17 protein-coding genes are annotated in these 19,480 nt (G+C 59.3%); 9 read left to right on the top strand and 8 right to left on the bottom strand.

Annotated features, from left to right (window positions below; genetic code table 11):
- Positions 1 to 24 precede the first annotated feature (24 nt).
- Positions 25 to 303: a YheV family putative zinc ribbon protein gene (locus GHO25_RS13925; protein ID WP_048372583.1), complete on the bottom strand. Its 279-nt coding sequence runs from the start codon at positions 301 to 303 to the stop codon at positions 25 to 27.
- Positions 300 to 2,351: an oligopeptidase A gene (gene prlC, locus GHO25_RS13920; RefSeq protein WP_178110088.1), complete on the bottom strand. Its 2,052-nt coding sequence runs from the start codon at positions 2,349 to 2,351 to the stop codon at positions 300 to 302. Before prlC ends, GHO25_RS13925 begins: the two co-directional genes overlap by 4 nt.
- A gap of 171 nt (positions 2,352 to 2,522) precedes the next feature.
- On the opposite strand from prlC, the gene GHO25_RS13915 reads away from it, so the two are divergent.
- Both GHO25_RS13915 and GHO25_RS13910 read left to right on the top strand, forming a co-directional pair.
- Entirely contained in the window at positions 2,523 to 3,071 is a 549-nt protein-coding gene (locus GHO25_RS13915) for a gamma carbonic anhydrase family protein (protein WP_048372587.1), read from the top strand.
- Between the two features lie 22 nt (positions 3,072 to 3,093).
- Complete coding sequence (locus GHO25_RS13910) at positions 3,094 to 3,738, top strand: HAD family hydrolase (protein WP_153391022.1); 645 nt, start codon at positions 3,094 to 3,096, stop codon at positions 3,736 to 3,738.
- 26 nt (positions 3,739 to 3,764) lie between these two features.
- Here GHO25_RS13910 and GHO25_RS13905 read toward each other — a convergent pair whose 3' ends face one another.
- The 3 genes from GHO25_RS13905 to GHO25_RS13895 form a co-directional block, all read right to left on the bottom strand.
- Positions 3,765 to 4,244, bottom strand: coding sequence for a DUF962 domain-containing protein (locus GHO25_RS13905; protein WP_153391021.1), 480 nt, complete (start codon positions 4,242 to 4,244; stop codon positions 3,765 to 3,767).
- Between the two features lie 116 nt (positions 4,245 to 4,360).
- Complete coding sequence (locus tag GHO25_RS13900; protein ID WP_153391020.1) at positions 4,361 to 5,176, bottom strand: ABC transporter ATP-binding protein; 816 nt, start codon at positions 5,174 to 5,176, stop codon at positions 4,361 to 4,363.
- Entirely contained in the window at positions 5,173 to 6,771 is a 1,599-nt protein-coding gene (locus tag GHO25_RS13895) for an ABC transporter permease (protein WP_123750641.1), read from the bottom strand. The genes GHO25_RS13900 and GHO25_RS13895 overlap by 4 nt, the downstream gene beginning before the upstream one ends.
- A gap of 307 nt (positions 6,772 to 7,078) precedes the next feature.
- On the opposite strand from GHO25_RS13895, the gene GHO25_RS13890 reads away from it, so the two are divergent.
- Complete coding sequence (locus GHO25_RS13890; RefSeq protein WP_153327916.1) at positions 7,079 to 8,101, top strand: ABC transporter substrate-binding protein; 1,023 nt, start codon at positions 7,079 to 7,081, stop codon at positions 8,099 to 8,101.
- Positions 8,102 to 8,153: 52 nt separating this feature from the next.
- A complete protein-coding gene (locus tag GHO25_RS13885) occupies positions 8,154 to 9,059 on the top strand; it encodes a TauD/TfdA family dioxygenase (protein ID WP_153391019.1) in 906 nt (301 codons plus the stop codon).
- 122 nt (positions 9,060 to 9,181) lie between these two features.
- Here the strand turns inward: GHO25_RS13885 and GHO25_RS13880 are convergent, their stop codons facing one another.
- Both GHO25_RS13880 and GHO25_RS13875 read right to left on the bottom strand, forming a co-directional pair.
- Positions 9,182 to 10,795, bottom strand: coding sequence for an alkaline phosphatase family protein (locus tag GHO25_RS13880; RefSeq protein ID WP_123750638.1), 1,614 nt, complete (start codon positions 10,793 to 10,795; stop codon positions 9,182 to 9,184).
- 101 nt (positions 10,796 to 10,896) lie between these two features.
- A complete protein-coding gene (locus GHO25_RS13875; RefSeq protein ID WP_123750637.1) occupies positions 10,897 to 11,844 on the bottom strand; it encodes a LysR family transcriptional regulator in 948 nt (315 codons plus the stop codon).
- Positions 11,845 to 11,999: 155 nt separating this feature from the next.
- On the opposite strand from GHO25_RS13875, the gene GHO25_RS13870 reads away from it, so the two are divergent.
- The 5 genes from GHO25_RS13870 (at position 12,000) to GHO25_RS13850 (ending at position 18,277) form a co-directional block, all read left to right on the top strand.
- Positions 12,000 to 14,372, top strand: coding sequence for a TonB-dependent receptor (locus GHO25_RS13870; RefSeq protein WP_153391018.1), 2,373 nt, complete (start codon positions 12,000 to 12,002; stop codon positions 14,370 to 14,372).
- A 214-nt stretch (positions 14,373 to 14,586) separates the two neighbouring features.
- The gene (locus tag GHO25_RS13865; protein WP_048372593.1) at positions 14,587 to 15,168 is read left to right on the top strand and encodes an alpha/beta hydrolase; all 582 of its coding nucleotides are present in this window, start codon (positions 14,587 to 14,589) and stop codon (positions 15,166 to 15,168) included.
- Between the two features lie 50 nt (positions 15,169 to 15,218).
- Positions 15,219 to 16,115 carry a sigma 54-interacting transcriptional regulator gene (locus tag GHO25_RS13860; protein ID WP_048372595.1) on the top strand — a complete coding sequence of 299 codons (897 nt, stop codon included), beginning with the start codon at positions 15,219 to 15,221 and terminating at the stop codon, positions 16,113 to 16,115.
- Between the two features lie 191 nt (positions 16,116 to 16,306).
- On the top strand, positions 16,307 to 17,089 hold the full coding sequence (locus tag GHO25_RS13855; protein WP_048372598.1) for a MetQ/NlpA family ABC transporter substrate-binding protein: 783 nt from the start codon (positions 16,307 to 16,309) through the stop codon (positions 17,087 to 17,089).
- A gap of 147 nt (positions 17,090 to 17,236) precedes the next feature.
- A complete protein-coding gene (locus GHO25_RS13850) occupies positions 17,237 to 18,277 on the top strand; it encodes an RHS repeat-associated core domain-containing protein (protein WP_153391017.1) in 1,041 nt (346 codons plus the stop codon).
- 8 nt (positions 18,278 to 18,285) lie between these two features.
- Here the strand turns inward: GHO25_RS13850 and GHO25_RS13845 are convergent, their stop codons facing one another.
- Entirely contained in the window at positions 18,286 to 19,446 is a 1,161-nt protein-coding gene (locus GHO25_RS13845; protein WP_153391016.1) for an AAA family ATPase, read from the bottom strand.
- Positions 19,447 to 19,480: the final 34 nt, after the last annotated feature.

Raw genomic sequence — 19,480 nt, 5'->3', positions numbered from 1 at the left:
CCAGCCGCCACAGGCTTTTAGCTTTTAAGGCTTTTTCAGCTTCGGATTCGGAAAGAACTGCACCGCCTGAACGTTCGGGGTCGGTGGTTTTTTCAGTGCCGAGGTGTTGACCCGCGTGCCCAATTCCTTGGGCACCGACAGACCTTGTTCATTCAGCGTGTCGGAGTAGCCGCAGGCCACGCATTCGCGGTGCGGCACGTCGTTTTCGTTCCACATCATCAGCTTGTCAGGCTCGCTGCACGCCGGGCAGACAGCCCCGGCGATAAAGCGTTTTTTTGTCACGTTTACCGGTGCATCACTCATGCTGCCGCGTCCTCGGTCAGGCCGCTGTGGCGCAACAAGGCGTCAATCGACGGCTCACGGCCACGGAAGTCCTTGAACAGTTCCATTGGGGCCAGCGAGCCACCGCGCGCCAGAATGGCCTGGCGGAATGCCTTGCCGGTGTGCGGGTTGAACACGCCTTCTTCTTCAAAGCGCGAGAACGCATCTGCCGACAACACTTCAGCCCACTTGTAGCTGTAGTAACCCGCCGCGTAACCGCCTGCAAAGATGTGCGCGAAGCTGTTAGGGAAGCGGTTGTACGCCGGTGGGCGCATGACCGAAACCTCATCACGGATGCCGTCCAGCACTTGGGCAACGCTGCGGCCATCGCCGTGGGTGGCGTGCAGTTCGAAGTCAAACAGCGAGAACTCCAGCTGACGGACCATCATCAGGCCGGACTGGAAGTTCTTGGCCGCGAGCATTTTATCCAGCAGGTCTTTTGGCAGCGCTTCGCCGGTTTCATAGTGGCCGGAGATCAACGCCAGACCTTCCGGTTCCCAGCACCAGTTTTCCATGAACTGGCTTGGCAGCTCGACCGCATCCCACGCCACGCCGTTGATACCGGACACGCCTGCGTGTTCGATCTCGGTCAGCATGTGGTGCAGGCCATGACCGAACTCGTGGAACAGGGTGGTCACTTCGTCGTGGGTCAGCAGTGCAGGCTTGCCCGCAACGGCCGGGGTGAAGTTGCACACAAGGTTAGCCACCGGGCTTTGCAGCTCGCCGGCTGCGGTGCGGCGACGGTCACGGGCGCCGTCCATCCAGGCACCACCGCGCTTGTTGGCGCGAGCGTACAGGTCAAAGAAGAAACGCCCGATGTGCTGGCCGTCTTCTTTGATTTCGAACAGGCGAACATCGGGATGCCAGGTGTCGAAGCCTTTGATTTCAGCAATGTCGATGCCGTACAGGCGATGCACGATGGCGAACAAGCCATCCAGCACTTTGTCGATCGGGAAGTAGGCGCGCAGAGCTTCTTGCGACACGCTGTAACGCTGCTCGCGCAGTTTTTCGCCGAAGAAACCGGTGTCCCAGCTTTTCAGCTCGCTGCAGCCTTGCTCGCTGGCATAGGCTTGCAGTTGCTCAAGGTCACGCGCAGCAAACGGCTTGGTGCGCTTGGCCAAGTCACGCAGGAAGGTCAGCACCTGATCCGGCGTTTCAGCCATTTTGGTGGCCAGGCTCAGCTCGGCAAAGCTGCCAAAACCCAGCAACTTGGCCAGTTCCTGACGCAGGTCGAGGATCTGTTCCATTACCGGGCCGTTATCAAACTGACCGGCATTCGGGCCTTGGTCCGACGCGCGGGTGCAGTAGGCGGCGTAGACTTCTTCGCGCAGGGCGCGGTCTTCGGCGTAGGTCATGACCGGGTAGTAGCTTGGGAACTCGAGCGAGATCAACCAGCCATCCAGCCCTTTAGCCTGTGCAGCCGCGGCCATTTGCGCCTTGGCCGACTCGGTCAGGCCTGCCAGCGCAGCTTCGTCGGTGATGTGCTTGGTCCAGGCCTGGGTTGCGTCCAGCAGCTGGTTCGAGAACTTGCTACCCAGCTCAGACAGCTTGCTCTGCACTTCGGCGTAGCGCTTCTGCTCGGCTTCTGGCAGATCAATACCCGACAGGCGGAAATCGCGCAGCGAGTGTTCAAGAATGGTCTTTTGTGCCTGATCAAAGTCAGCCACTTGCGAGCTGTGGGCCAAGGCTTCGAAGGCCTGGAACAGCTCGCGGTTTTGGCCCATCTCGGTGGAGTAGGCGCTCAATGCAGGCAAGCACGCCTCGTAAGCTTCACGCAGCTCAGTGCTGTTGCACACCGCGTTCAAGTGGCTGACCGGGCTCCAGGCAGCGCCCAGACGGTCGTTCAACTCATCCATCGCCAGCACCAGACCAGCCCACGTCGGGTTCTTGCCTTGATCGGCGAGGATCTTTTGAATGCCAGCACGGTTGTCCGCGAGGATCTGCTCGATGGCCGGCTGGACGTGCTCAGGACGGATCGCCGAAAACGGCGGCAGGTCGTAGGGCTGCAATAGAGGGTTTTTCTCGCTCACGTTTGGCACCTTGGCTAGAAGAAATTGAAGATCTGTTGAGGTTTCATTGCAAAAACTGAACCACTCACCTCGTTGTAATGAAACGTCAGCAGACCTTGGGCCATCTTAATTACAATCGACCGTTACCGCAGCCCTGTAACGCCCTATTACTGCTAAAGAAGGAAGCTATTTGTGTCCATCCGTCCGTTCCAGCAGCACACACCTACCGTGGGCGAGCGCGCCTTTGTCGACCGTTCGGCCGTGGTGATTGGCGACGTCGAGATCGGCGCCGACAGTTCGATCTGGCCATTGACCGTGATTCGCGGCGATATGCACCGCATCCGCATCGGTGCGCGCACCAGCGTGCAAGACGGCTGCGTGCTGCACATCACCCACGCCGGGCCGTTCAACCCTGAAGGTTTCCCGCTGCTGATCGGCGATGACGTGACCATCGCGCACAAGGTCATGCTGCATGGCTGCACTGTGGGCAGCCGGATTTTGATCGGCATGAGCAGCATCGTGATGGACGGGGCGGTGATTGAAGACGACGTAATCGTGGGCGCGGGCAGCCTGGTGCCTCCGGGCAAGCGCCTGCAAAGCGGCTTTTTGTATGTGGGCAGCCCGGTCAAGCAAGTGCGTGAACTGACTGAAAAAGAGAAAGCCTTTTTTACCTACAGCGCTGGCAACTACGTAAAACTCAAAGACCAGCACTTGGCCGAAGGCTACGACCAGCCCGTTTAAGCCGCTTATTTTGGAGCCCTGCATGCAGTATCAAAACGTATTGTTCGACCTCGACGGCACCCTGACCGACCCACGCGAAGGCATCACCCGTTCTATCCAGTATGGATTGAGCAAAATGGGCATTGAGGAGCCAGACCTGCGCAAACTCGAACACTTTATCGGCCCGCCGTTGCTGCAAGCCTTTATCGAGTTTTACGGCTTCAGCGAAGCCCAGGCCTGGGAAGCCGTGGGCTTTTACCGTGAGCGTTTCTCGGTCAAAGGCCTGTACGAAAATCAGGTGTTTGAGGGTATTACGCCGCTGCTTGAAGAACTGGTGGGCCAAGGCCGCCAGCTGTTCATCGCCACCTCGAAGCCGCAAATCTACGCCCGCGAAATCGCCCGGCACTTTGACTTCGCCAAGCACTTTAAAGTGATTTACGGCAGCGAGCTCGACGGCACGCGCACCAACAAGGTCGAGCTGATTGCTCACCTGATGGCCGAAGAAAAGCTGGACCCGGCGCAGACCCTGATGATCGGCGACCGCAAGCACGACCTCATCGGCGCCAGCCACAACGGCCTGGACGCGGCAGCCGTGGGCTACGGCTTTGGCAGCTTCGAAGAGCTGAGCGCACACGCGCCCACCTACCACTTTGAAACGCTGGCACAGTTGCACCAGGCGTTTAGATAAACCGGTGGGAGCGGGCAAGCTCGCTCCTACACGATTCGTGCGTCGATTTCGCGCTGCAAATCCTGGCGCCAGCCCAGCAGAAAACCCAACTCCACCACCACAAACAACGGCCCGACTATCAGCCCGGTTACGTCGTCGATAAACGCAGGCTTACGCCCTTCGTAGTAATGCCCCACAAACTGGATCACCCAGCCGACTACAAACAGCCCAACCCCCCAGCTCAGCCACGCGCCCGTGCTCAGCGCCGCCAAGGTGTGCCCGAGCCACACCGCAAGCCCCAGCAACATGGTCATTAATAACCCCAGGCGCAGTTCAAGGCGCAGGTAAAACACCGCACTGGCGATCATCACTAACACCGCAGGCGAAATGCCCGCCCATTGCGGTCGCGACAACAGCACCGCCACGGCAATCACAATAAGCGGAATGCCCACAAAGTGGGTGACGATATTGCGTTTGTCACGGTGGTAAGCGGCGTATTGGCTCAGATGATCAACCAGGCTTTTCATGGCGCAAGCTCTTGGGGTAAAAAGCTGATTGTAGTCGCTGCCGAAGGCTGCGAAGGGTTGCACAGCAACCCGTTTTCTTGAAGCCCCCTCCATCGCCCCCACAGCATCCGACCCACTCAGCAGGCAATAAACGCCAGCGGCAAATCACGAATCTGCTCGCGCGCCAGCGGCTGATAAGGCCCTTCACGGGTCAATTCATGCAGCAGCTCTTCACGCAGTTGATGAAACTCAAAACTGCTGCGATGACGCGGATGGGGCAGGTCGATGTTGACCACTTGCTTGATCCGCCCCGGCCGCGGTTCCAGCACCACCACGCGGTCAGCCAGAAAAATCGCCTCTTCGACGTCATGCGTCACCAGCACGGTGGTGATTTTGGCCCGCTCGCGAATCGCCAGCAGTTCGTCCTGCATTTGCTGGCGGGTCAAGGCATCCAGCGCCCCAAACGGCTCATCCAACAGCAAAATCCGTGGGCTGGCCACCAGCCCGCGAGCAATCGCTACGCGCTGCGCCATGCCGCCGGACAACTGATGCGGGAACGCCCGGGCGAAGTCTTTCAAGCCCACCAGTTCAATAAACGCCGCGACCCGCTGCTGACGCTCGGCCGCAGTCAGCGGTTCATTCACCAGCCCCAGGCCAATGTTGTCTTCAACGCTCAACCACGGGAACAGACGGTGTTCCTGAAACACGATCCCACGCTCGCTGCCCACGCCGTTGACGGCCTTGCCATCCACTTCAATCGAGCCGCGAAACTCAGTGTCGAGCCCCACCAGCAAACGCAGCAAGGTCGACTTGCCGCAACCGCTGGAGCCGACAATGGCGACAAACTCACCTTGCGCAATCTGCAAATTGAAATCGCGTATGGCTTCCAGTTCCAGGCCGTCCACTTCGAAGGATTTACCGACCTGATTAAAACTGACGATAGGTGCGTTCATGCATTTCTCCAGCGGGTTGCGCGGGTTTCGAGGCGTTGGCCAATCAGGTTCAGCAGGGCGCCGGTCAGGCCCACCAACAGCATGCCGCTGAGGATGGTGTCCATGCGCAGCAGTTGTTGGGCGCCGATCATCAGGCTGCCGATGCCACCATTGGACGGCATAAAGTATTCCGCGCCGATGGTGCCCAGCCAGGCGTAGATCAGACTCAGACGCAGCCCGGCAAAGATCCCCGGCGCGGCACCCGGCAAGACCAGCAGGCGCAAGCGTTGCCACAGACTCAGGCGCATCACCTGCGCCGCTTCACGCAACTGCGGCGAAAGGTTGGCCACACTGCGTTGGGTGGCAATAAACAGCGGGAAAAAAGCGGCCAGGGCGACGAAAACCCACTTCGACAACTCGCCCAGGCCAAACCATGCCGTGAGTAAAGGTACCCACGCAAAAATCGCAATCTGGCGCAGCGCCGACAGGCTCGGCCCCAACAACCGTTCGCTGGTCGACGACAACCCCAGTACCACGCCAAAGACAAAACCCAAACCGCCGCCCAACAACAAACCACCCAAGGTGCGCTTGAGGCTCAAAGCCATCGAGGTCGGCAAGCTGCCGTCGACCAGGCCGCTCCAGGTGCTGTGCACCACTGCCCATGGGCTCAACAGAATCTGCGGGTCGACCCATGCTTGCGTCACCGCGACTTGCCACAGCGCCAGCAGAAGCAGCGGCAACCACACTGATTGCAGACGCTGCCAGCCAGTCGAACGCGGGCCAAGGGTCAATTGCGCGGTCGCCGCATGCGGCCAATGCACCAGCTTTTGATCCAGCCAGCCAATGCCGCGATCCATCGAGACGCCGATCACACCAATCACCACGATGCACACAAACACAATATCGAGCATGAACAACTGCCGCGCATAGACCATCAGGTAGCCGACACCTTCGCTGGAGGCCAGCAACTCCACAGCCAGCAACGAGGTCCAGCCAGCCGCCAGCGCCAGACGCAAACCGGCCATAAAACCGGGCAGGGCGGCGGGCACGATCAGTCGGCGAACTTTAAGGTGCAGCGGCAAGCGCAGCACCTGCGCGGCTTCACGCAACTTGGGCTGGGCATCGCGCACCGCAACCAGCGTGTGCAAGGTAATGGGCACCACAATTGCCTTGATCAGCACCACCAGCTTGAGCACTTCACCGATGCCAAAAAAAACCATGAACAGCGGAATCCAGGCCAAGGTGGGCACTTGCGCCAATGCGCTGAAGGTCGGCAAAACCAGCCGCTGCGCCACACGGCTCAAGCCCAGCGTGGCGCCCAGCACCGCGCCTATACCGACGCCGACCAGCAAACCAAAAAACAGACGTTGCAGGCTGATCGCCAAATGCCCCCACAGCTCACCCGCGCCCAACTCCAGCGCGCTTTGCCAGACCAGCGAAGGCGGCGGCAAAATCTGCTCGCTCATCCATTGCTCGCGAGCGGCCAACCACCATAGAAAAAAAAGGCCTATTGGCAATAGCCACGGCAGTGCGCGCTGACTGACGTTGGGTAACCAAGCCTTCACACCCAACGCTGGGGCAGCCAAAGGCAAATTGAGCAGCGAAACTTTAGCCATCGCAGACCTCCGTTGTCGGTTGTGCGGGCGCAACCAAACGTTCTATTTATATTCTCGTTTGATCTATAAATATTGATATTCATATCTATAAGAGATAAGGCCGTCCTTTATGCCGTGTCCTGAGATCCGCTGCCAATGCGTTAAATGAATATTTTCAGTGCGGCTTATGCATATCAGGCCGACAGCCGCAGACTAGAACGCTTATTCCTTTTAGTTACTAAATTGTGAGCTTTTAGTATTTATTTTTCGCTACATCTTATGCCTACTTTTTGCTCCTCAATGCCCGCCGTATTCAGGAGCTGCCCCCATGCCAATCCCTCTTAAACACACCTTTCGCCGCCTGGCCGCGCCTGCCTTAGCGGGCTTGCTGGGCTGCTTGCCATTGCTGGGCCACGCCGATGACTTAAAGCAAATCCGCATCGCCGTACCCGACCTCAGCGCGGGCAGCCAACACAGCGGCGGCGGGATCAGCGACGTGCTGCGCAGCCAGCAGTTGCTGGAAAAAGCCTTCGCCGACGACGGCGTCACCATTGAATGGAAGTACTTCAAAGGCGCAGGCCCGGTCATCAACGAGGCCTTCGCCAACGGCCAGGTCGATTTCGCTTACCTGGGTGACCTGGCCGCCATCATCGGTAAAGCCAATGGCCTGGACACGCGCCTGTTGAGTGCCGCCGCACGCGACAACAAACAGTATTTGGCCGTGGTGCCGGGTTCGGGGATCAAAACCCTGCAAGACCTCAAAGGCAAACGGGTCGGGTTGTTTCGCGGCACCGCTACCCAACTGTCGTTTGACGCCGCGCTGGCCAGCGTGGGCCTGACCGAGAAAGACCTCAAAGTCATCAACCTGGACTTCAACGCTTCAGTGGCCGCGCTGGCCGCCAAACAAATCGACGCCTCGTGGGGCGGCTCCAACTTGAGTTCGTTGCAGTCCAAAGGCCTGGCAGACATCCCGCTGAACACCAAAGACCTGAACAACGCGGGCAGCGTGCAAAGCGTGCTGGTGGCCTCGGGCGCCTTCGTCGATGCCCACCCGCAAGCCGTGGCCAAACTGCTTAAAGCCCAGGAGCAAGGCGTGCAATGGCTGACCAACGACGCCAACAAACCGGCCTACATCGCGCTGGTCTCCGGGCTTGCCAGCTACCCGGCGCACATCCTTGAAAAAGACACGCAAGATCAGAAATTCAGCGAAATCTTCGTCTCGCAACTCGACCCGGTGTTCCTCGGCAAATTACAGGACTCCGTCACCCTGGCCGCCGAGCAACGCCTGATCCGCAAACCGTTCCAGGTCAGCGAATGGGTCACACCGCCGCTGGCGGCCGCCTCCCGCTAAGCCTTTTCGTCGCACTCAAACCGTAAGCCGTCAAAACAATGAGGGTCATCCAATGAGCACTGCCGCTTTAGCCGTAAAACCAGACGTTCAAACACTTGAAATACACCCGGTGGCCGGACGCATCGGCGCCGAGATCCGCGGGATCAAACTGTCGGGCGATCTGGAAGCCAGCACCGTCGACGCGATTCAACAGGCGTTGCTGACCCACAAAGTGATTTTCTTCCGCGACCAGACTCACCTCGATGACCAAAGCCAGGAAGCCTTCGCGCAACTGCTCGGCGACCCGATTGCTCACCCCACCGTGCCCGTGCGTGACGGCACGCGCTTTTTGATGGAACTGGACGGCGCCCAGGGCCAGCGCGCCAACTCGTGGCACACCGACGTGACCTTCGTTGACGCGTACCCCAAAGCGTCGGTACTGCGCTCTGTACTGGCCCCGGCATCGGGCGGCGATACGGTGTGGGCCAACACCGCCAGCGCGTACGCCAAACTGCCTAAAAACCTGCAAGATCTGGCCGACAACCTGTGGGCTGTGCACAGCAACGAATACGACTACGCGAGCGCCAAGCCGGATGTCTCGCCAGAAAAGATTGAGCAATACCGCAAGGTTTTCACCTCAACCGTGTATGAAACCGAGCATCCAGTGGTGCGTGTGCACCCGGTGAGTGGTGAGAAGAGTTTGGTGCTAGGGCATTTTGTGAAACGCATCAAGGGCTATTCGCCGTCTGATTCGGCGCACCTGTTCAACCTGCTGCAAAGCCACGTGACGCGTTTGGAAAACACCGTGCGCTGGCGCTGGAATACGGGTGACGTCGCGATCTGGGACAACCGCTCGACCCAGCATTACGCCATCGACGACTACGGCACCCAAGACCGCATCGTGCGCCGTGTGACCTTGCAGGGCGATGTGCCAGTTAGCGTGCAAGGGCACCGCAGCCAGACCACAAAAGGCGTGTAGCCCAATACAAACTGCGAGGTATACCTCTGTGGGAGCCTGGCTTGCCAGCGATGCAGGCGATGCGGTTTTTCTGTTAAACCGCGTCGCCCCCTCGCGGGCAAGCCCGCTCCCACATGCGGGGCTTACCACACCCCGATCTGCACCACCTTCTCAACCTCTGGCTCGCCATACCGAAAGCTCTCTGCCCGACGATCCACTTCCTGATGGCTGATGGTGGTGCGGCGCTTCAACCCGCGCAGCCAGTCAAACAAATACCCCATGTGCTGCTCACGCACTGCGGCATAGGCCGGGTCCTCACCCAAGTCAGTCAACTCCTGCGGGTCATTGTGCACGTCAAACAGCTGCGGGCGAAAACCGTCATACGCCAGGTATTTCCAGCGCTCACTGCGCACCATGGTCATGCGGCAGCGATCAATCGGTTGGCCCAAGCGCTCACGTGCCGGGGCCTGAAACGCGTAGTCGTATTCACTGATCGCGTACTCGCGCCACGCAGGCGTTTGCCCATGCAGTAACGGAATCAGCGAGCGACCCTCCAACCGGTGCTCAGCCCCCGTCACCCCCAGCGCCTGCAAAAAGGTCGGCAGGGCATCAATGGTTTCCGCCAGGCGTTGATCGACCGTGCCACGCGTCACATCTGCCGCCGCACGCGGGTCACGCACGATCAGCGGTACGCCCACCGCAGGCTCCAGCAAAAACTCTTTTTCGCCTAAAAAGTGATCACCCAAAAAGTCGCCGTGGTCACTGGTGAACACAATCAGCGTGTCGTCCCAGCGCCCCGTGCTTTGCAGCAGGTCAAACAGCCGCCCCAATTGATCATCGACCTGCTTGATCAGCCCCATGTACGTCGGAATCACATTCAAACGCACCTCGTCCCGCGAAAAGTTCTGGCTCTCTTCGTGCTGGCGAAACGCGTTGTACACCGGGTGGTCGCTGGCTTTGCCCGCACTCGGGCGAATCGGCGCCAGCACCTGCTCTGCGCCATACAGCGCGTGATACGGCGCCGGGGCGATATAGGGCCAATGCGGCTTGATGTACGACAAATGCAGGCACCACGGCTGCTCGCCTTGCTCCTGGATAAAGTCGATGGCGCGGTCGGTGGTGAACACTGTTTCCGAATGCTGTTCCTGCACCCGTGCCGGCAAGTGCGCGTTGCGCATTTTCCAGCCGCTGAGCACTTCGCCATCTGCCCCCGCACCCGCGTTAGCCCAGTCATGCCACGGGTTGGCACCGTCGTAACCCAAGTCCTTTAAATACTGGGTGTAAGGCGCTGAGTCGCGCTTGTCGTCAAACAGCGGGCTGTCAGGGTAAATGCCGTCGTGGCGGGCGTAGGCCTCAAAGCCCACTTCATTGAAGATTTCGGCTTGCTGACTGTTCGGGTCAATCGCCAAACGCTGTAAGGCATCGACGTTGGCCGTGGCGTGGGTTTTACCCACCAGCGCAGTACGAATCCCGTGGGGGCGCAGGTAATCGCCCAAGGTCAGCTCCTCCAGCGGCAACGGCACCGCGTTCCAGGCCACCTGATGGCTGCTGACATAACGCCCGGTGTACGCCGACATGCGCGACGGGCCGCAAATCGTGCCTTGGGTATAGGCCCGGCTGAAACGCACGCCAGCCGCGGCTAGGCGGTCGATATTGGGCGTGTGCAAATGCGGATGGCCGTAGCACGACAAATAATCGCGACGCAGTTGGTCGCACATGATGTACAGCACGTTTTTGATGGGTTGCAGCTGTGGCATGAAGGTTCACCTTTGGCAGATCAGATGACCGATTTCGCGCGAGCGCGCCGCGCGCGACAAGCGCATTTGGTGAATGGGTTTGATGCACAACGCGCATGCCGTTAAATCGCGAAATTCTCCAATCCACACACATCGTGGTCGTCGCTGTTATCCAGTTGTTTGATTTCATCAATCATGGCCTGGGCCAAGGGCGAGAGGCGGGTCGATGAGCGGTTGACGATGCCATAGCGGGTGTAGAGCGCGTCCTGGTCTTGGGCCAGTTCGTCGACCTCAATGCGCACCAGGTCGCCCTTGGCGTACAAAAAAACGTCACTGTAGGCGCCGCAAATACCGATGGCATCGCTGCTCAGCACCACGCTCATGAGGCTGAACGGGCTTTCGCATTCCACATTCGGCGCGTAGTCCTGGCGTCCACTTAACTGCACCAGCACTTTGCGCAGGTTAGGCGGGCGGATGGTCACGGCCAGTGGATAACTCAACAGTTCTTCGGCGCTGACGCTGATGCGTTGGGCCAGCGGGTGGCCTGCGCGGCAGCAAAAAAACCAGCGCCGCGGACGCAAGCGCTGGGTTAAGTACGCCGGATCGGCTTCGAAATTTCGGGTATCGGCGATGAAAAACTCGAACTCTTCGTTGAGCATGCGCTTGCTCAGGCTTTGCCAATCATCGACCTGAAAATTCACCCGCGCCTTCGGGTAACGCCCGATAAAACGTCCGATGGCTTTGGGCACTAACCCCGAAGCAGGCGCCGGACCGCACCCGAACAACACCTCACCGCTTTCCAGGCTATTGAACTGGTTGATCTCGTTAGTCAGTTGCCGGGCGCCACTGACCAGTCGCCGCGCGTGCTCAAGCAGCAACTGGCCTTGCTTGGTGGGCGCCAGGTCCTTGCGCCCACGGTCCACCAACGAGCAACCCACGCTGTGTTCCAGCGCCTGAATGCTGCGGCTGAATGCCGATTGCGAGAGGTTTACCGCCTGCGCGCCCGCAACAAAACTGCGCTGCTCGGCGAGGGCGATGAAGTGACGAAGTTGGCGCAGGTCGATATGCATTTTTCACATCAAAAATATCGGGGAAATGCATTGGCTATGCATTCGATGGACTCCTTATAAAGGCAATCTCTTATGCAGTAAATATCTGTCAAAACATAAACAAATAACTATTAGGAATATACAAGGTTGTGTATTTCGTCGACCAGGAGCCGCCCATGAGCCAATCCCAGCAAGCCCTACCGTTCCCTTCAAGGCGTTTTAAACGCCTGCCGATGGCGCTATTTCTGGCGGGCTGCACCACGGGCTCGATGGCACTGGCCGATGAAAACCAAACCGCCGTGGACGCCGCTCCCGTCACCAAAACCGCACCGGCAAAAGCCGATGACAGCCAGTTGAAAACCGTGACCGTGACGGCTCGACGCCGTGAAGAAAGCGCGCAAAACGTGCCCACGCCAATGAGTGTGATCAGCGGCCAGACCCTCGAAACCCAGCGCGTTTACCGGATTCAGGATTTGCAGCAACTGGTGCCCAGCGTCAACGTCGCCTACATGCATGCCCGCCAATCCAGTGTGTCAATTCGCGGGCTGGGCAATAACCCGGCCAGCGATGGCCTGGAAGGCAGCGTGGGGCTGTACATCGACAACGTGTACTTGGGGCGTCCGGGCATGGCGGTGTTTGACTTGATGGACATCGAGCAACTGGATGTACTGCGCGGCCCGCAAGGCACGTTGTTCGGCAAAAACACCACCGCAGGGGTGATCAATATCACCACCCGTGCGCCGACCTTTACCCCCGAGCGCAGCATCGAAACGTCAGTGGGCGAGGACGGGTATTTCCAGACCAAGGGGACGATTTCCGGGCCGCTCACCGATGAGCTGGCCGGGCGTTTTTCGGCCTACCGAACCCGCAGCGATGGCGACATCAAAAACGAATTCGACGGCCATAAACTCAACGGCGGCGCACGCGAAGGGTTTCGCGGGCAACTGCTGTACAAGCCCAGCGAGTCGTTCAACCTGCGCTGGATCGGCGACTACAACGAAGAGGATTCCAGCGCGGGCACCCGCACGCTGTTCAGTACCGGGCCGACCATTAATGGCGTTAACCGATACGAAACACGCGCTGCCGCAGCCGGGGCCACGCTGGTCGACGGCTCGCACCGCAAGGTCAATCTCGACAACCAGCAATCGGTCACTGTGTTTCAAGGCGGCACCTCGCTTGAGGCCAACTGGACACTGCCCAGTGATTACACGCTGACCTCGATCACCTCCTACCGCTGGTGGGATTTCACCCCGCGCAACGACGACGGCCTGGACGTACCGGCGGCTTACAACGCAGGCGTGTCAGTGAATGACAAACAGTGGTCGCAGGAGTTTCGAATCGCTTCGCCGACCGGCGGCTTCTTCGATTACGTGGCGGGGGCTTACTACTTCGGCTCCGACCTGGACAACAAATCCTTCACCTATTACGGCCCCAAGGCTGACATCTGGAATGGCACAGCAACGGGTGCCTTGGCGGACGTGAACACCGTGGGCAACGGCCACATTTCGACCAACAGTTTTGCGCTGTTTGCCCAAGGCACGTGGCACCTGACGCCGCAGCTGGATTTCACAGCCGGGCTGCGCGGCACGTATGAAGAGAAAAGCGCGTGGGTGACACGCAATGCGCCCGTCGGCGGGGCGGCTGTCACCGGCGCCGCAGCAGCGGCCCGCCAGGCGCGGGTCGGCGCTTATGATTCGGGCGACTTGAACCAATACAGCACCAGCCCTTCAGGTCTGCTGAACCTGACCTACCACTTCAACGACAACGTGCTGGGCTACACCAGCCTGTCGCATGGCGAAAAATCGGGCGGGGTGAACCTCACTGTTGGCTCGGCGCCGACCGCCGGGGCCGACTCGCTGCTGATCGGAGCCGAGCGCGCCAACAACGCCGAGCTGGGGGTTAAAAGCACGCTGTGGGATCGCCGCCTGCAACTCAACGCCAACCTGTTCTGGACCCAGGTCAACGGGTACCAGACCACGGCTTACGACGATTCAACACGCGCTCAATACCTGACTAACGCAGGCTCTGTGCGCTCACGCGGGGTCGAATTCGAGAGCACGCTGATCCCCGTGCGCGGGCTGACGCTGAACCTCAACGGATCGTTTAATGACGTGCGTTACCTGTCGTACAAAGATGCGCCATGCCCGCCGGAAGTCAGCCTGCAAGCAGGCGCGCCTGCCTCATGCGACTTGAGCGGGCATCAGGTGGTCGGCGCTTCGAAGTGGATCGGCAACGCCAATGGCGAATACAAATGGAACCTCAACAACGGCCTCGAAGAGTACGTCACCGCCAGCTACGCGTTCCGCTCCAAAGCCGTGGGCACGGTCGAAGACTCCGCTTATGCACAGATCCCGAGTTATGCGGTGGTCAACTTATCCACAGGCTTGCGCGGGGACTTTCACCAAGGTCAGTGGGACGTGTCGCTGTGGCTGAAAAACGCCTTCGACAAAACCTACTACACCACCCTGTGGAGCGCCGCCAATGGCGGTTATGAAGGGTTGTTGGGCACGCCACGGACACTGGGCGTGACCGGCCGTTATGATTTTTAAAGGCTGACCACACCCTGCCGTATGGGAGCGGGCTTGCTCGCGATGGGATCGCTGCGGTGTGCCTGATACACCGCAGTGCCTGTATCGCGAGCACGCCCGCTCTCAATTAAAAGTGTTTTTTGGTTATTAACAAATAGCTTCTTATTCCTTAGCGAATCTAAAAACCGTCCCTATACTGACTCGGTAACACACATACCGCTGGAGGCGCACCGCCATGGGCAATGAATCGATTCGCTATTTGATAGTGCCGGGTTGGCAAGGTTCGTCTGACGATCATTGGCAAACCCACTGGCAAAACAGCTTGCCGAACAGTGCCCGGGTGGAACAGGCCGACTGGTTGACGCCACGCCGCGAAGACTGGATTGCCGCGCTGGCCGAGGCGATTGCCGCCGACAGCACACCGGTCATTCTGATTGCCCACAGCCTGGGTTGCATCACCGTCGCGCATTGGGCCGAACGTGCCCCCGCCAGCTTGCTGAGCCAGGTGCGCGGTGCCTTGCTGGTCGCCCCGGCAGATGTCGAACGCCCCACCTGCGCCCCTGCGTTGCGTAACTTTGCCCCGATCCCGACGCAAACCCTGCCGTTCCCGAGCCAAGTCGTCGGCTCTGACAACGATGCCGCGGCCAGCGCGCCTCGCGCCATGGAGTTTGCCCGCCATTGGGGCGCCGAGGTCGGCATTCTCAGCGGCGCCGGACACATCAACGTCAAGTCTGGCCACCAACGCTGGGAGCAAGGCTTCGCCTTTTTGTATCGCCTGCAAACCCGTATTGAGCACGGTGCCCTGCGCCGCGCCTGAATTTTTTGTAACGCCCGCGCCCACCCATCGGCGGCGGGCGGGAGCCCGCCATGAGTCTGCATGAAACCTTTGGTCAGCCCCTGCTGACCTTCCCCGACGCCGAAAAAAGCCCGCTGAGCATTCGCGCCAAAGCGCTGGTGTTTGTCGACCCGCGTTCGCGCCAATTGCGTGATGACCTGGAACTGCTGGCGCCGCGCGCGCTGCCGGTATTGATTCGCGGCGAAACCGGTACTGGTAAAGAGCTGTTGGCCCGGCATATCCACCGCGCCAGCGACCGCACCGGTTTGTTTGTGTCTGTTAATTGCGGCGCGATCAGCCCCACCTACGCCGATGCCGAGTTGTTCGGTTACGCCCCCGGCAGCCACAGCAGTTCGGCCAGCAGCCGTGCCGGCTGGTTCGGCTCAGCCAATGGCGGCACGCTGTACCTGGATGAGATAGGTGATTTGCCGCTGGGCATTCAGGTCAAATTGCTGGCTGCACTGGAAACCCACGAAGTCACGCGGGTCGGCGCTCATCAGCCCAGCCCGGTGGATGTGCGCCTGGTGGCGGCCACCAGCATCGACCTGGCTCAGGCGGTACAGGCTGGCAAATTTCACGAGCGGCTGTATCACTACCTCAGCGAGGGGCAACTGCCGTTGCCCGCTTTGCGCGAGCGGCCGGGGGATATTTTGTCGTTGGCCGAATACTTTTTAGGCATCTACAGCCAGCGCCTCAACCTGCCGGTGCCATTTATCAGTGACAGCGCGCAACGGGTATTGGAGCGCCACACATGGCCCGGCAATACCCGTGAGCTGGAGAACGTCATCCACTTTGCGCTGCTGGTGAGCACCGGCGAAGAGATCCGCCCCGAGCATTTAAACCTGCCTGACAGCCTGGGGCAGATTGAGCACTTTATTAAAGGCGCAACGGCGCAGGAGCTGGCGGCGCTGAAACAGCTGCTGGCATAACCCCCATCTCGCGATCTTTTAGACGATCAAAAGATCGCGAGGCAAGCTCGCTCCTACAGGGAGAGATTTAAAGAACCAAATGATCTAAGCGAATGAATAAATATTATTGTTCTGGAATAAAGAAAGTCGGTATCTTTCGCCCCGACTCCAATAAAACCGTTACCAGAACGGTCACTTCTTAAGGATATTGCATGAAAAAGGTTCTGTTGTTTACCGCATTGGCGGCTGCTTTGACGGCAGGCCTGGCACAGGCTAACGAAAAATTGGTGGTCGCTGCGACCCCGATTCCTCACGCTGAAATCCTTGAGTTGATCAAACCGACCCTCGCCAAAGAAGGCGTGGATCTGGACATTAAAGTCTTCACCGACTACGTGCAGCCGAACGTACAAGTCGCAGAGAAGCGTCTGGACGCCAACTACTTTCAGACCCTGCCGTACCTCGAAAGCTTTAACAAAGGCAAAGGCACCAACCTGGTGACCGTGGTCGGCGTTCACGTTGAACCGTTTGGTGGTTACTCCAAAAAAGTTAAAAACCTGTCAGAGCTCAAGGATGGCGCAACCATCGCGATCCCTAACGAAGGCAGCAACAGCGGCCGTGCATTGATCCTGCTGCAAAAGGCCGGTCTGATCGAACTGAAAGACCCGACCAACGCGGTGGCCACCCCGAAAGACATCGCTAAAAACCCGCACAACTTCAAGTTCAAAGAGCTTGAGTCAGCATTGCTGCCACGCGTGCTGGACCAGGTTGACCTGGACATGATCAACACCAACTACGCGCTGGAAGCGGGCCTGAACCCGGCCAAAGACGCGCTGATCATTGAAGGCTCTGATTCGCCTTACGTGAACTTCCTGGTGGCTCGCCCGGACAACAAAGACAGCGACGCAATCCAAAAGCTGTCCAAAGCGCTGACCAGCCCTGAAGTCAAAGCGTTTATCGAGAAGAAGTACCAAGGCGCCGTGGTGCCTGCGTTCTAATTCAACTCCCGCTCACACAAAACGCCGACGGCTCCTACAGCGTCGGCGTTTTTTAGTATTTGGCAAAAGTACCTAGCAGAGTTAACAGGTAGGCAAGGTCTGGCATTGGAGCAAAGCTGGGGGACATTCAGCAAAGAGCCAACCCACATGCCTCTTAAACGCTATGCCTACGACCCTCTGGATCGCTTAACAACAACGACAATGGGCGCGCAGCCCTCGACGCAGCGTTTTTATCATCTTGAGCGCTTGAGCACTGCACGCCATGGTGAACACAGCCAGACAATCTTTCAGCACCACGACCAGTTGCTGGCTGAAAAACACACAACCGCAACGCTGTTGCTGGGCACCGACCTGCAACGCAGCGTGCTGCACTCTCTCAACGGCGCACACCATTACCCGCGGGCTTACACCCCGTATGGCCATCATCGTGGGCAACAGGGGCTGTTGGGGTTTAACGGAGAAGCCCACGATCCGTTGACCGGCCACTATCTGTTAGGCAACGGTCACCGCGCGTACAACCCCGTGTTGATGCGCTTTAACAGCCCCGATACGTTAAGCCCGTTTGGTGCCGGCGGGTTGAACCCCTACTGCTATTGCCTGGGTGATCCGGTGAACCGGGTAGATCCCAATGGGCAGATTTCCTTTGCCTTGATAGCCCCTATCGTCCTGTCAGTTATTGGGTTGAGCGGGACAGCGGTCGGAGCAATTCCCTCTGTGGGCTTTTACGCATCCTTCAAAGCGTTAAAAGCTGGCCCCATCAAGGCCGTTGATCTTGCGAAGGTCGCTGGTGTGGGGTTTACAGCCTCCGCAGGTATTGTCGGCACGGTTCGATTGAGCATGGCAGCGGAACATAACAACACAGGCAGCACTGAAATGACCTCGGTGGGCATAGCCTTGGCCATTTTAGGTTTAAGCAGCTCTGGCTTGGCCACTAAGCTGGGCTGGAGTGGCATTAGAGCGGCAGCCAGAGCTAAGAGAGTTGCCAAGTTAATGGGTAAAAACTCCCCACCGCCGCGTCCCCCAAGAAACTCTATTTCCTCAACATCGAGCTCAACCTCGCCACACTTTGCTAAACGAATCACCGAAGAGAACACCTCCGAACTGCCAATGCCCACGCTATACGTGCGCGATATCAATACACCCCCTCCCGGAGTTCTATCTTGGGCAGATCGAATACGACGGGCGTGATCGCTCTATCAATCCGCCCAATGCCAAGCCGGTTGATCCAGCATGCGTTGCCCAACGACCTCGGTCTGGCCGAGGTTTTTTTCCAGCACGATGCAGTTGCACTCCGGGTCTTGCTGCAAGGCGGCAATCAGCCGCCGGGCGTGGGACACCACCCACACCTGGGAGTGGTGCGAGGTGCGAATGACCAACCGCGCCAGCGCGGGCAGCAGGTCGGGGTGCAGGCTGGTTTCGGGCTCGTTGAGTACCATCAGCGTCGGCGGGCGCGGCGTGAGCAGGGCAGCCACCAGCAGCAGGTAGCGCAAGGTGCCGTCCGACAACTCCGCCGCCGACAATGGCCGCAACAAACCTTCTTGATAGAACTCGACAGCAAAGCGCCCACCGGGCATCGCATTGATCTCCAGCCGCGCGCCGGGGAAGGCGTCACTGATGGCGCTGTGCAGGACTTGCGGGTCGCCCATTTCGAGGATGGTTTGCAGGGCCGCAGCCAGGTCGCGGCCATCGTGGTGCAGCACCGGTGTGCGCGTGCCCAACTGCGGCTGACGCACCGGCGCATCAGGGTCGGTGCGAAAGTGATCATAAAAACGCCAACCGCGAATCGACTCCCGCAGCCGCAGCACTTCGGGCGAGGCCTGCAGGCTGCCGACTTGATCGAACAAGCTGTCGAACATCGGCGTGTGCTGCGCCAGCACCTGCCAACTGCGCTCAGTACGGGCACGGATCATCGGACCATTGCGCTCCACCAGCTCACTGGCCGGACGGTAGCTGGGGCCCACCCAAATGCTTTCGTGTTTGATTTGCGGGTCGAGGGTAAACGCTGACAGCTCAGGCGGCGACACCCCCAAGGCGATGGCGTAGCTGAAATCTTCGGCCGCAAAGCCCATGCGCAAGCGCTTGACCTTGTTGCGCGGGCCGCCCTCGATGGCCACCTCGCCAGACTTCATGCGCCGCGACACCACCTCGGGCCCCGCCCAGAACGTCGACTCCAGCCCGCCTTCACGGGCCAGCGCATTGACCACCCCGCCCTGAGCCGTCTCGGCCAGCAAACGCAGCGCACGGTACAGATTGGATTTACCGCTGCCATTGGGGCCGGTGATCAAATTGAGCCGCGCCAGCGGGACGATCAACTGGTTGATGGAGCGATAGTTGGCCACCGCCAGAGTGGTGAGCATTGGGTGACCTCAAAACAGATGGGAAAGGCGTGCA

The sequence above is a fragment of the Pseudomonas sp. FSL R10-1350 genome (assembly GCF_009600525.1).
GTDB classification, from domain to species: Bacteria; Pseudomonadota; Gammaproteobacteria; order Pseudomonadales; family Pseudomonadaceae; genus Aquipseudomonas; species Aquipseudomonas helleri.
Note: the sequence above shows the minus strand (reverse complement) of the source record. Positions and strands in the feature narration are given on the sequence as shown.

Coding starts and splice junctions, on each gene's coding strand:
- GHO25_RS13895 (WP_123750641.1), bottom strand. CDS start 6,771: ATGGCTAAAGTTTCGCTGCTCAATTTGCCTTTGGCTGCCCCAGCGTTG.
- GHO25_RS13860 (WP_048372595.1), top strand. CDS start 15,219: ATGAGTCTGCATGAAACCTTTGGTCAGCCCCTGCTGACCTTCCCCGAC.
- GHO25_RS13905 (WP_153391021.1), bottom strand. CDS start 4,244: ATGAAAAGCCTGGTTGATCATCTGAGCCAATACGCCGCTTACCACCGT.
- GHO25_RS13845 (WP_153391016.1), bottom strand. CDS start 19,446: ATGCTCACCACTCTGGCGGTGGCCAACTATCGCTCCATCAACCAGTTG.
- GHO25_RS13900 (WP_153391020.1), bottom strand. CDS start 5,176: ATGAACGCACCTATCGTCAGTTTTAATCAGGTCGGTAAATCCTTCGAA.
- GHO25_RS13865 (WP_048372593.1), top strand. CDS start 14,587: ATGGGCAATGAATCGATTCGCTATTTGATAGTGCCGGGTTGGCAAGGT.
- GHO25_RS13875 (WP_123750637.1), bottom strand. CDS start 11,844: ATGCATATCGACCTGCGCCAACTTCGTCACTTCATCGCCCTCGCCGAG.
- GHO25_RS13890 (WP_153327916.1), top strand. CDS start 7,079: ATGCCAATCCCTCTTAAACACACCTTTCGCCGCCTGGCCGCGCCTGCC.
- GHO25_RS13850 (WP_153391017.1), top strand. CDS start 17,237: ATGCCTCTTAAACGCTATGCCTACGACCCTCTGGATCGCTTAACAACA.
- GHO25_RS13855 (WP_048372598.1), top strand. CDS start 16,307: ATGAAAAAGGTTCTGTTGTTTACCGCATTGGCGGCTGCTTTGACGGCA.
- GHO25_RS13880 (WP_123750638.1), bottom strand. CDS start 10,795: ATGCCACAGCTGCAACCCATCAAAAACGTGCTGTACATCATGTGCGAC.
- GHO25_RS13925 (WP_048372583.1), bottom strand. CDS start 303: ATGAGTGATGCACCGGTAAACGTGACAAAAAAACGCTTTATCGCCGGG.
- GHO25_RS13870 (WP_153391018.1), top strand. CDS start 12,000: ATGAGCCAATCCCAGCAAGCCCTACCGTTCCCTTCAAGGCGTTTTAAA.
- GHO25_RS13910 (WP_153391022.1), top strand. CDS start 3,094: ATGCAGTATCAAAACGTATTGTTCGACCTCGACGGCACCCTGACCGAC.
- GHO25_RS13885 (WP_153391019.1), top strand. CDS start 8,154: ATGAGCACTGCCGCTTTAGCCGTAAAACCAGACGTTCAAACACTTGAA.